Below are 13,212 nucleotides of genomic sequence, written 5' to 3' on the forward strand. Positions count from 1 at the left end.
ATTATATTATAACATTCTATGTTGTTAGTTATTTAAAGTATTATTTATCTAACCATTTCTTAAAAGACTTAGCTTCACTTTTACTTACAAAAACTTTTTCTTTACCAGGATTTTCTTGGTTTAAAACAACTTCTAACTTTAGAGAACTATGTTTAATTACTTTAGAAACAGCATTAAAATGTATAATATAGTTTCTGTTGATTCTAACAAAGTTATTTGGATTTAACTTGTTGATCACATTTTTAATAGTGTCATCATACAAATAGCTATTTTCATTTTTTGTATAGATAAATAAATACTTTTCAAACCCATAAAAAAAGGAAATTTCATCAGTTTCTATTGATACCAGCTTATTTCCTTGATTTACTAAAAACCGCTTCTGATAAGATCCTTTTTTAGATTCAGAATTTTCTGAATTTTGTTGAAAAGTCTTTTTAAACGACTTGAATTTTGTCAAAGAAGCTTCTAAATCTTCTATATCGAAAGGTTTTAAAAGATAATCTATAGCAAAATGCTTAAAAGCTTGTACAGCATAATCATTGTAAGCTGTTGTAAAAATAATTGGGGCTGTAATACTAATCTCTGGAAGAGTCTCTAAACTATTACCGTCTGCCAAATGAATATCTAAAAAAATCAAATCCGCAGAAGATTTTTTAAAAAAAGTCTTCATTTCCTCTACTGAATATAACCGTTGAATGGAGTGAATTAACAAAATGTTTTGCTTCTTCAAATTATCTTCCAAATTGTAGGCTGCTAAATCCTCATCTTCTACTATTACAACGTTCATAATACTTAATTATATGATCAAAAATACATAAATATATACACCAAAATAAAAAAAGCCTAACATCAATTTGTTAGGCTTTTAACTATTAAATATCACCTAATAGTTTTATTAATCCAAATTACTATAAGTTAGGGTTATTAAGCTTTGCACTACGAGGGTATTGTAATGTATATCTTGGGTCATTTTGCTCAAGAGTATATACTGTACCATCATAGGTGTGAGTGATTTCTTTTTGATTATTTCTTCTTAAATCAAACCATCTATGCCCTTCTAAAGCCAATTCTCTTCTACGTTCTTCAAATAATCTTTGAGTATATTCTGCTTCATCCATAGACTGAATCTCAGTATTTAATGTTGTAAAATATGCTGTAGTGTAACGATTTTTAAGCAAGGAAAGTAATGCTGTTTTAGATGCGTCTAATTGATTTAAGTTCAATAAAGCCTCTGCTTTTATTAAGTAAAGCTCTGAAGTTCTCATTGAACATATAAAATCTTGAGTTCCTCCTTTTCTAGCTTTATAGTTAGTTCCATTTTCAACAAAATACAAGTCAAAACGTAAATCGTTACCTCTGTCATATGAAGCAATTAAGTCATTTGATATAAAAGAAGCATTATTCATTTTATACCCAAACACGTCTTCTAATGCAAGAATAGATTCTGATGAATTATATTGATTTGGCAATGTGCTATCTACATTAAAATCTACGAGTGTTTCATTATATGTTAATGCCTTATTTGCTGATTGTAATGCATTGTCCCAATTTTTCATATAAAGGTTAACTCTAGCTTCTAAAGTATATAAAGCACTTTTAGAAAAACGGTAGTTCTTACCAACTTCTTGAGTATTTACATTAATAAGTTCTTTAGCTCTTTCAATGTCTGCTACAACTTGTTCATAAACAGTTGCCACAGAAGAAGGAGATAACACCTGTTCTAAATCTGTTATCAAAACAATAGGCACTCCTTTATCTTGACTAGAAGTTGTAACATTATATGGCTTACCATAAAGGTTTACAAGGTCAAAATAAACGAAAGCTCTTAAAGCATAAGCTTCTCCTATTAATTGATCCTTTTCTTCAGATTGTTTTATTGTAGAAACACCTTCATTTATAATATGATTCGCATAAAAAACTGTTGTATAAAACGAAAGCCATGGATATTCAAATGTTATAGGATCTGGATTCGTATCGTTCCAAAGGTAAAAATCCTTAAAAAAAGGAGCATCATCTGTACTACTATCCAAAATCAATTCATCTGACCTAAACGCTGCATAAGACTTATGAACTGGAAATGCATTATAAGCTGTTGTTATTAAAGCTCTATTTTCTTCTAACGTTTTCGGGATTACTTTCCCTTCTGGTTCTATTTCAAGAAAATCATCACAAGAAATAAAACCAAGACTCATTATTAATACGAGTGATATGTTTATAATTATTTTCATTTTTTATTTTTTTTAGAATGATACATTAACTCCTAATGCAATAGATCTTGGGATAGGTTGTGCATAAATATTCCCATACGTTTCTGGGTCAAAATAACCTGAATAATCAGAACCTATAACAAATAGATTTCTTCCTTCTAAATTAAACCTAAACTTACTTATGTTTAATTTAGATGTTACTGAACTCGGTAAACTATACCCTAATCGAATACTAGAAATTCTAGCATAACTTATTTCCTTCACATAAGTATCTAAATACCCCATTGTGTTAATCGCATTCCCTCCAGAAAACCATTTATAAGCCATCCAAGAATCTCCTGTCCCCGAAGTTTCTCCTACAATAGCTGGTAAATTAGAACCAGTATTAGATGGTGACCATGCATTTAAAATATCTCTAGTATAATTTTGACCTCTATCAACTTGAGTTGAATTATATGGTAAATTTTCAGTTACCGTTTGTTTTAAGTTGAAATTTACTGAAGCGGTTAAGTCGAAATTTTTATATTTTATGGTATTTATAAGACCTCCTGTATACTTAGGGTCTCTATCTCCAACATAAGTAAATAAATTTCTAAAATCTTCATTACTTAAATTTGACTGTGATAGGTATCCTGGGAAAAAATCTGCCCAAGGATCGAATAAATCAAAAAATTCAACGGCAGAAACTTTTTCGTCTCCTTTCCAAAACATAGGGTAACCGTTTTCATCTATCCCAGCCGTTTTTAATGCAAAAACTGCATTTACAGGTAATCCTTCTCTAGATGGGAAAAAGCTATTTTCTGCAATTTTAATATTATCTACATTACTTTTATTATGAGCAATATTAAAACTGGTAGTCCATTTAAAATTTTCAGTAACTATGTTTTTTGTCGAAAAAGAAATTTCGAAACCTTTATTTGAAACTTGAGCCCAATTAAGGTTCGTAAATTCAAATCCGTTTTCTAAAGCAATAGATTTTAACCCAATTAAATCAGAACTTTTTCTTGTATAAGCATCAAAGCTTAAATTAATCCTGTTGTTAAACAATCCAATATCAGTACCTACATTATAATTCTCTGTTTTTTCCCAACGTAACTTACCATTTGGTGGAGAAGTAACTGTAATTGCTTCTTCATTCGTATTAGGTAATACAGAAGCTTGCCCGTAAGAACCAACAACAAAAGGAGAAGTATTTCTATCGATATTTCCTTGTAAACCATATGAAGCTCTCAAACGTAAATCAGAAATTACATTACTGTTTTTAAGAAATTCTTCTTCAGATAATGCCCAAGCTGCTGAAGCAGACCATAATGGAAGATATTTATATTTAGGATCTACCCCAAATAAATTAGACCCATCGTAACGAACACTTCCAAAGACAGTATATCTTTTATCATAAGTATAAGAACCTGTAGCATAAAAAGAAGAATATGCGTTTTCTGTTGTTCCTCTCAGGTAGGCTCTATAAATAGACTCATTTGCAGTAGACTCATTAGGAAATATAATAGGAGTAGTAGTCAATGTTTTAGGATTGTACCCAAAACCTTGTGTTGCTATAGTTTTACCATATGTTTTTCTAAGCTCCGAACCAATCATTGCATCAATCTCGTGCTTACCTGCAATTTTAGTATTGTACTCTAACAAAGATTTCCAGTTATACTGAAAAAAACTATCTTCTTGGTTTTGAATGATTCCTCCCTCTGGTAAAAAATAATAATAATCCCCTAACTGAGAATCATATCTACGACTTCTTTCTTTTGCCTTTCTAGTGAAATAAGTATCAACACCAGCATACTTTTCTGTACTACTTTGATCTACTTGTAAACCTAATTGAGTAGAAGCTTTTAAGTCTTTAGTTAATTTATACGAAGCATCAACAATCGCTTTTAAAGCATTATTTTTTAAATTATAAGAAGTATTGTTTCTTTCCTCAAGAAAGTTAAAAGGAACATGTCTTCCATCTAAACCTTCAATATCTTCATCATATAAATACATTCCATCTTCATTAAAAGGGGTAAGGTATGGATTTACGTTTCTTGAATAATTAGAAGGATTGGTAAATGCGTCCGTTCCTGTAATATATGATTCCTTTTTAGAATGTGAGCCTAATAAAGAAATTCCTACATCAAATTTATCAGATAATTGGTAATTATTTTTAAGAGTAACATTATAACGTTTAAAACCTGTACCAATTGTTGTTCCTTCTTCGTCATAAAGACCCAAAGAAAAATAATAATCAGAAATATCGTTACCTCCAGATATACTTAAACTGTATTGCGAATTAACAGCTGCTTGGTATAACAAGTTACCCCAGTTGGTATTATTAGATTTTAAATTATTAATACTGTTTTGTGTAGAATTACTCAATGCAGAAAATCCTCCGTTTCTATAAGCATCTAACTCACTACTACTATTTAGTATTCTCATTACTGCACCTTTGTCTGATCTAAAGTCTAAGTCAGTACGATTGGCTAGAGCTAATTCAAAATCTACTTTTTCAGCAGCTGACATTAAATTAAGTTTGCTGAAATTTGGACGCATACTGTAAAATGTATTCGCTGAGAAATTAACTCTCATTTGTCCTTTTTTTCCTTTTTTAGTAGTTACAACAATAACTCCATTAGATGCTCTAGCACCATAAATTGCTGTAGCTGCTGCATCTCTTAAAATAGTAATATCTTCAACGTCATCAGGATTAATTCCTGCAATACTGTAGTTTCTTAATTGGTCAATATTATCTTTATCAGAAAAATCAGGCACATCATTTCCTTCAAGAGGCAATCCATCAACTACCCAAAGAGGATCTTGTGGCCCTGATAAAGATGCTGTACCACGAATTCTTATTCGAGAAATAGTTCCAGGAGAACCTGCTTGTTGAGCCACTACTACACCTGGCGCTTGCCCTTGTAATAATAAATCAACACTAGAAACACCTATTTGATTTACATCTTCCAATTTTACTTTACTTACTGCAGAGGTAAGTTTACGTTTTTCAATTTCTTGATAACCTGTTACTACCACCTCGTTAAGTACATCTATTTCTTCATCTAGGGTAACATTAATCTTTGTTTGATCTCCAACAACAATTTCTTTATCAGTAAAACCTATAAACAAAAAAACAAGGATGTCATTAGGCTTAGCTTTTATTTCAAAGTGTCCATTTTCATCTGTAGAAACACCTCTCATAGTATTTTTTACCATCACAGTGGCTTCCATTATAGGCATTTCAAATTCATCGATTACAATACCTGTTATAATTCGCTCTTGCTCTTTTGTTGAGCCTCCTTCTTGCCCGAGACATAGCAAAGGGAATAGTAATAAAAATAGTATTCGTATTTTTTTCATAAAATTAAAGTTTAGGGGTTTATAACATTTGTAATTCTTTCAATTAAATCGAGATAATGAGCCTGTGTTAATTCATCACCTTTATTTCTTTTTCTTTTTAAGAATTTCAGTAAAGTGTGTAATTCTCCTTTTTTTAAAGAGCCTATTTCTGAAGCTCTTTTTAGGGAAGTGAAATTGATATTTCTAGCAGCTATATCTCCTTTTTCTAAGGAGAAATTACAAATTGTTGGTATTTGTAATGATGAAGAAATTTGTAAAGATTTATTATTTTCTTTTTTTGAAAGTTTGTCTAAATCGACAATTAACACATCAACATAATTTTTTTGTGTCATTCGTTCGAAAAGGCTCAATGATTTATTCTTCATAGTTTTTTTAAAAACCTTACTCCTAACTTCTTCAAACAATTCCTTTGCTGTAAATACCTTTTGATTTTTAGAATGATATAATTCCGATTCTATTATCCTCAATAATCTAGCATCATTAAACAAATCATAAAACACACTAGCTTGTAACTCTCTAGCAAGAGTATAAGGACTATACTCATATGGTCCTAAAGGAGATTTTTTAAGAGGGTAAGTATACTCTATCGTGTTATTTAAAAACAACCATTCAGGAATAGCAAATACATGTTTATTTAGATAACCAACAGCATCTTGTTGTATTTTATAAGGTACTGGTTCATAAGATTGTTTATTATCTCCATGAACAGTATTATTTAAATGAATACCCCCTATATTATTTAACACATGTTTATTATACAGTTGCCATTGCCCTATAGCACCCATATAGAGCTTACCTGTATTATAATAATCATCTCCTTCTTCGTAAGTCCAATTAATTAAATTATTAACGACTCTTTTTAGGTTTTTAATCCCATATTCACTAGCTAATACTGCATTATCACCGAGGTCTTCAGTTTGTGAACGTGGATCTACAATATCTTTATAAGACTGCTGCTCTCCATAAAAATATTCAGGATCGCTAGAATGTTTCTTTATAAGGTTTATTAAATACTTTTTTTCTTCATCATTATTAGTAAACCACTTATACCCCCATTCTATAGCATATTTATCATAAACTCCTATTTTCGGAGTAATTGTTGTTATATGATCTTCTGGTTGTGCCACGTAATTATACCTAGCATAATCCATTATAGAAGGTGCAGTTCCATGATGTTTTGTAAATGTTTTTGACCGCAAAGAATCTACTTCAAAAGCATAAGAAGACCCCATATTATGCTTGAGCCCTAAAGTATGCCCCACTTCATGAGATGATACAAATCGTATTGCCTCCCCCATATGATCGTCTTCAAAAACATTCTTTCTAGCTTTTTCATCAATGGGCCCTGTTTGAACTCTCATCCAACTATGCAAAGATTCCATTAAATTATGCCACCATATAATGTCTGATTCCAGAATTTCACCACTTCTAGGATCTACTACAGAAGGTCCCATAGCATTTGCCTTTGGTGAAGCGGCATAAGTAATCACAGAATACCGCACATCATCTACATCAAAATCAATATCGTTTTCACTTGGCTCTTTCGCTATAATCGCATTTTTAAACCCTGCTCTTTCAAATGTTTTTTGCCAATCTAAAACACCTTTCTTAATGTAATCCCTCCATTTTTTTGGGGTAGATGGATCAATATAAAATGTAATTGGTTTTTCAGGTTCTACCAACTCTCCTTTTAAATAACGACTAACATCTTCTTTTTTTGGTTCTAAACGCCACCTTGTTATAAGGTCTTTTTCTTTCATAGAATGTTGCTTATCGTTAAAAAACCAGTGTTTTTTAGAAAAATAACCAATATGTTTGTCTGAGAACCTCGGCTGCATTGGAGTTTTAGAAAGCAACACAATATTACAAGCCGTTTCTATAGTTAAAGGTATACTACCTCCTATATCATTAAAAGTAGTAGAAAGAGCGGATCTAACTAAAACATTTTTGGGGAATGTTTTTATCTTTTTTATATATGATAAATCTGTTTCAGTCGACCCGCCTAGGCCTGTATCATTAAAAACATTATTAAAACTTTTCTTCTCTCCGTTAAATACTTTATTCACATTTACAACAACAGAGGATGCTTCTTTATTTATAGAAGCTATATTAAAAACTTCAATAATAGAAGAAGAAAAATTATTTTGTACAGATTCAGTAATAGCATCATTCTTAGGTGATGTTACCATTGGATTAGAAGTACGCACCCATACCTTGTTTAATAAAGTGTCTTTTTGAAAAGTGATGATTTTTTCCTCAAACACCATTCCTTTGTTTAAACCCGATTCGTTAAGTGCTAAAGGAACTTTAGATATTTTATTTACTATAAGAAACTCCCTACCTAATAAAGAGTCTGGAATTTCAAAATAATAATCATTTTTAACCTTAATGATATTAAATATTCCTTTTTTCAAGGTCCCTTTCTCTATTAACTCTGCATATTTTTTTAGAGTGACTTTAGAAGAATCCTTCTCTTTTATTTCTTGAGAAACAACTGTCGTTGAGGGTAATATACAAATGATTGATATTATCAGTAGGCGTAAAAAAAATGTCATAAACTAGATTAACTCTTTATTAAAAGCTGTAAAAATGAGAGATATACTCCTCTTAGACAAAAGAAAAGGAGTGAATGGGTTAAAAAACGGAGTAGATGAATATTTACTAATTAAAGTCTATAAGATTAAAATACTTTTTGAAATAACTAATTCTAATTATTTCAAATAAGGTAATTCACAACAAAAAAAATCATCTTTTATATAAAATTTAAAATTCGGTGTCTTATAAAAATTATAAATATCCTTTAAGTATTTTAATCCAAATTGATTCCCTTTTTGTATTGTTTTTTTAGGCTGATAAGAATTTTTAACAACTACCTTTTTGTCAAGCATTAAAACAACAATAAAAAGAGGCTTTTCTTTAGAAGTGATATTATGCTTGATCGCATTTTCTACCAAAGTCTGTAAAGATAAATAAGGAATTTTTTCACTTAAACAGTGTGTATTAACTTCTATATCCCAATGAAGACTCTCATTAAATCTAGTCTTTTGTAGAAATAAGTATTGTTTTACAAACTCCAGTTCGGTTTTTACATCTACAATATTGTCCTTAGGATTTTCAATAAGATATCTATATAACTTAGAAAGCTTAATAACAAAAGTTTTAGAGAGGTTATTATTTTGTCCTATTAACGTGTATAATGAATTTAAACTATTAAATAAAAAGTGTGGGTTAATTTGATTTTTTAATTGCTGTAACTGTAACAAAGCACTTTCTTTTTGATAAATCTCATTTTCTAAAACTAAATTAGCTTTATCGTGTTCTAGCGTTGCTTTTTCTTTAAAATGAACATATACTGTTAAAGCAAAATAATAAAACACAAAAAGCAAAAGGATAGTGAAAATTATATAAATAAAAGAACTATATTTTTTTATTTGATTTACATCTTCTTCATAAATGCTTTTGAGAAAATTAATAGACACAAAAAAAGTATCATCAAATAATGGTAGACATTTTGTGTAGTTGATTACATCAAATTGTAAATATTCTGATGTTACAATACGTTCGCTATATTTACTTTTTACATTTAGAGTATCCTCTGGTTGCAAAGGTGTCATTTTAAAAACATCTTTACCTATATAGCTAGTATCAGGATGTACCAAACATACTCCTTCTAAATTAAACACATAGGCGTAACTTACTGCATAAACGTCTATATTTCTAAATTGATTTTGAACAGCCAATAAATCCAAATCATAACCATAAAAAACAGTTCCGTAAGGAGTTTTAAATATAGCTATGTGCCTCCACAAATAATTATTATTTACATCTTTAAAAACTCTATTACAAAGCCTTTGTGTAGATAAACTATCATATTGTAACAAAACTTCTTTTTTCAAAGAAATAATACTATCATTAGATAATTCTGCACTATCAAAATCTATAATATTAGACTCTTTTATAACACCAAACCAACTACTTACCCTACTACTATCTGATGTGTGGATTTCTCTTAGAACTTCTAACTGTTGAATAACATTTTCTAAGTTAGATTGTTTTAAAGCAACATTTTTAGCTTCGTAAAGAGGTTTTTGCAATAGCTCAAACTGATGCTGTAAATTATTATATTTTTTATAAAAACTTCGTTGAGCAATACTCTGGCTTACTATCGTCGCTTTCTCAGATATTAGTTTATTTATACTATAAGTAGCACTAATAGTAATTAAAACAACTATAAATAGTATAAAAATATATTTTTTCTTGAACAAATATTACTATATTTTTTTGATGAACTAAAGTAAAGGTGCAATAAACAAAAAATCCCGAGGTGACCCTCGGGATTTTTTGTTTATTATTTATTTTAAGGAATATGTATAATTTTTGTACTTACATAAAACTCTTCATACGTTTCCAGTAAACTAATTAAACCAGATATTAAATCTTGTGTTTCTAATAAGATACTAAAATATAAAGTAGTGTTCTTAGGACTCGTTTCATCTGTCCTAATTCTATCCACCTGTCTTTCAATTGATAAAGAAACATCTTTTAATAGCTCTCTTTTTTCCTGAAGAATATGAGCAATACTGTCAAAACTTTGGTTTTCAAAAGTTTTACTAACATCGTTCAATAATTTTGATAATTGATTGTCTATCGTTTTTAAATCTTTAATTTGTGATTTTTTAAGATTTTTATGATTATTATTAACATGTTTATATGTAGCACGAGATATATAACTAATTGACTGAGCAACATCTTGTAAATACCCTAAAATCAAAATATAAAATCTACTTGCTTGTACAGAAGTATCGTCTAATGATTTAATAAAATAGAACACACCATCTTTTAAGTTATCTATTTCATTGTTTAGCTTTGTAACATGCTTATCTGTCTTTCTTAATTTATTTAAATCATGATTTGCTAAATCATTTACCACACTAGAATATAACTTGTTTACACGATCAGCAACCTCTGCAATATGGCTAGAACTTTCTTCTATTACCCCACTAATAGAAATTAATTCTGCTCTTTCAACATATTGTTGTTTTTTCTCTTCTTTTGCTTTTTGAGAATATTGCAATGAAGTACGAACTAACATGGCTATAACAACCATTAATAATACTGGTATTATAGCTGTATGCCAACTAATAAGATAAGCAACTAATCCCGCAGCTACAAAGGCAATTATAGCCGTTAAAAACCATCCTCCAATCACATTAAGAACACCAGCTACTCGATATACAGCACTTTCACGCCCCCATGCTCTATCTGCCAATGAAGTACCCATTGCCACCATAAAAGTTACATAAGTAGTTGATAATGGCAACTTCATAGAAGTAGCGATAGAAATTAAAACACTTGCCATTATTAGGTTTACAGCCGCTCTTACTAAATCAAAAGCTGGTAATTCATATGTTTTATCTCTAGGCAACTTAACAACAGGTTTTTCAAATTTTGAATTAATATAGTTTTGAGTTTTCTCTGGAATTATATAATTTAATCCTTGATTGGTAAACATCGCTGCCCTAACTACTACTCTAGATAAGTTATTAGGTTGAAACTTTTCTTGACCATCACCTTGACGTGACAAATTAATACCTGTTTCTATAACAGCACGGGCTTTTTTGGACGTCCATAAAGTAATCACCATTATTAAACCTGCAAACAATAACAACCATGTATTAGAAGGTACTTTCTGCGCTAATATTCCCATTGAAAAAGCATTGGCACTTACACCTGAAGCTTGCCATGCATCGTACGAGTTTAATGCAGCAATGGGCACTCCTATAAAGTTTACTAAATCATTTCCTGCAAAAGCCATTGCTAATGAAAAAGTACCCACAGCAATAATTGCCACTAAAATATTTATTTTAAAAAATTGAATTATCGCATATGAAATAGAAGACCAAAGTAAAAAACTACCAAGAATAATTGCACCTGTATTTCCTTCAATTAAACCTGCAACACTACCATAAAAAGGAGTTCCTTTTAATCCTTTTATGATAATAAAATATGTAATAGCTGTTAAGGCAAAACCACCAAAAAGTGCGCTAATATATACAGGTCTTTTTTCAAAGTCGAATGAATAAATTAATCTTGAAAAATACTGAACAATAGCACCTACAGTAAATGCTACTATTACAGATAATATAATTCCAAAAATTATTTCAGTAGCTTTTTCATCATTTATATAGCTCCAAATATCTTTAATGCTTTGTGAATCATTTGTTGAGATTTTTATTAAAGCAATTGCTACAGCTGCTCCCAGTAACTCAAATACAATAGAAACTGTTGTTGAAGTTGGCATCCCTAACGAATTAAAAACATCTAACAATAGAACATCTGTTATCATTACTGCCATAAAAATGTACATAATCTCTTCGAACATAAACATATTCGGATTAAAAATACCTTTTCTAGCCACTTCCATCATTCCGCTTGATGTCATCGCTCCAAAGAAAACACCAACACTGGCAATAATCATAATAGTTTTTATAGGTAGTGCTTTAGATCCGATAGCTGAATTTAAAAAATTTACAGCATCGTTACTTACTCCTACGACTAAATCTAAAATAGCAAGCGCAGCAAGCGCTACTAACATTAAAATATATGGATCTCCCATTCTAAAAAATTAAACTCAACAAATGTATAAAGGTATGCCTTCGCTAATGTTACGTAATTGTTATCAAATATATCTATTCACCTGTGTATTTTGATATATTTTGTGGTTCTTCTAATATCGTTTTTATAATTTGCATAGTACCATCCTCATTAGTAATTAAGTGCCATTTTATAAGTATTATTTGATTGTTTTCTATTTCTAAACCTGTTATACATCTAGGATGCACACAACTACCATCATTAAAATAAGGTAATTCGTTGGGTTGTGGAAAACGCGGACGATGAGTATGTCCTGTTATTAGCATTTGATTATTATTCTTACGAATCCAACGCTCTAAATGTCGTTCAACTTTTATTAGCTCTCTAAAATTTTGGGCTGGACTCGTAGGGTCATCAACTCCTAAAGTTTGCAAAGGTCGCCATAAAATTTTAACTAAAAACCTACTTAGCTTCCAAAAAGTATAATTAAACATATCTGCTTGATGCCCATGTAGTAAAAACACACATTTTCCATCTTTTCTCTGTAATTTAATAGCTTCAGAAAAAGTCGTGTTTACTAATAGTTCTTTATCTTTTCCTGTCGCAGGGTCTCGATAATAACTTAAATTTTTAATTACTTTTTTGGGGTTTTTATATTCCATATCATGGTTTCCCCAAATAAAGTGTAATCTATTCTTATCGTGGAATTTTTTAAGCGTTAAAAAGACCTCTTTATTTGCTCTAAAAATTTTATCAAACGAATTTTCCCACAATTCATCCCCATCTCCTAATTCTATATATGTAAATCCTTTTTGAAAATATTGAGATAGCGCATATTGATAAATTTTTCTATTATGCGCAAAATCATCTGCAAAACTGTTATCTCCCCTATGGCAATCTGAAAATAAAATATATTTAGAATCGGCGTTTAACGGCAATATTTTTGCTTCCTGAAATGCTCTATTTATTCTACTATCCGCAGACATTTATAGTTAATTTTTAAGGAGGTAAAGATGCGTAAAAAAAACCAAGTTTTAAAACTTGGGTTTTTAAATATTTTTATTCA

General features: G+C 30.0%; 8 protein-coding genes. 1 reads left to right on the plus strand and 7 read right to left on the minus strand.

Annotated elements, in window-relative coordinates:
* Positions 1-40: 40 nt before the first annotated feature.
* The 4 genes from C7447_RS00970 to C7447_RS00985 all read right to left on the minus strand — a co-directional run bounded on the left by C7447_RS00970 (position 41) and on the right by C7447_RS00985 (position 8,107).
* The gene (locus tag C7447_RS00970) at positions 41-787 is read right to left on the minus strand and encodes a LytR/AlgR family response regulator transcription factor (RefSeq protein WP_148868311.1); all 747 of its coding nucleotides are present in this window, start codon (positions 785-787) and stop codon (positions 41-43) included.
* Positions 788-908: 121 nt separating this feature from the next.
* Positions 909-2,228, minus strand: coding sequence for a RagB/SusD family nutrient uptake outer membrane protein (locus tag C7447_RS00975; protein ID WP_148868312.1), 1,320 nt, complete (start codon positions 2,226-2,228; stop codon positions 909-911).
* A 12-nt stretch (positions 2,229-2,240) separates the two neighbouring features.
* Entirely contained in the window at positions 2,241-5,552 is a 3,312-nt protein-coding gene (locus C7447_RS00980) for a SusC/RagA family TonB-linked outer membrane protein (protein ID WP_148868313.1), read from the minus strand.
* 11 nt (positions 5,553-5,563) lie between these two features.
* Positions 5,564-8,107 carry a zinc-dependent metalloprotease gene (locus tag C7447_RS00985; protein ID WP_148868314.1) on the minus strand — a complete coding sequence of 848 codons (2,544 nt, stop codon included), beginning with the start codon at positions 8,105-8,107 and terminating at the stop codon, positions 5,564-5,566.
* 34 nt (positions 8,108-8,141) lie between these two features.
* Between C7447_RS00985 and C7447_RS15020 the strand changes: the two genes are divergently transcribed.
* Positions 8,142-8,276 carry a hypothetical protein gene (locus C7447_RS15020; RefSeq protein ID WP_262712193.1) on the plus strand — a complete coding sequence of 45 codons (135 nt, stop codon included), beginning with the start codon at positions 8,142-8,144 and terminating at the stop codon, positions 8,274-8,276.
* Here the strand turns inward: C7447_RS15020 and C7447_RS00990 are convergent.
* From C7447_RS00990 to C7447_RS01000, 3 genes are all read right to left on the minus strand, one after another.
* The gene (locus C7447_RS00990; protein WP_148868315.1) at positions 8,264-9,817 is read right to left on the minus strand and encodes a histidine kinase; all 1,554 of its coding nucleotides are present in this window, start codon (positions 9,815-9,817) and stop codon (positions 8,264-8,266) included. The two genes, C7447_RS15020 and C7447_RS00990, sit on opposite strands and share 13 nt — an antisense overlap.
* A 92-nt stretch (positions 9,818-9,909) precedes the next feature.
* A complete protein-coding gene (locus C7447_RS00995; RefSeq protein ID WP_148868316.1) occupies positions 9,910-12,168 on the minus strand; it encodes an inorganic phosphate transporter in 2,259 nt (752 codons plus the stop codon).
* Positions 12,169-12,241: 73 nt separating this feature from the next.
* Positions 12,242-13,132, minus strand: coding sequence for a metallophosphoesterase family protein (locus tag C7447_RS01000; protein ID WP_148868317.1), 891 nt, complete (start codon positions 13,130-13,132; stop codon positions 12,242-12,244).
* Between the last annotated feature and the right edge of the window lie 80 nt (positions 13,133-13,212).

This window comes from Tenacibaculum adriaticum, assembly GCF_008124875.1.
Classification (GTDB): domain Bacteria; phylum Bacteroidota; class Bacteroidia; order Flavobacteriales; family Flavobacteriaceae; genus Polaribacter; species Polaribacter adriaticus.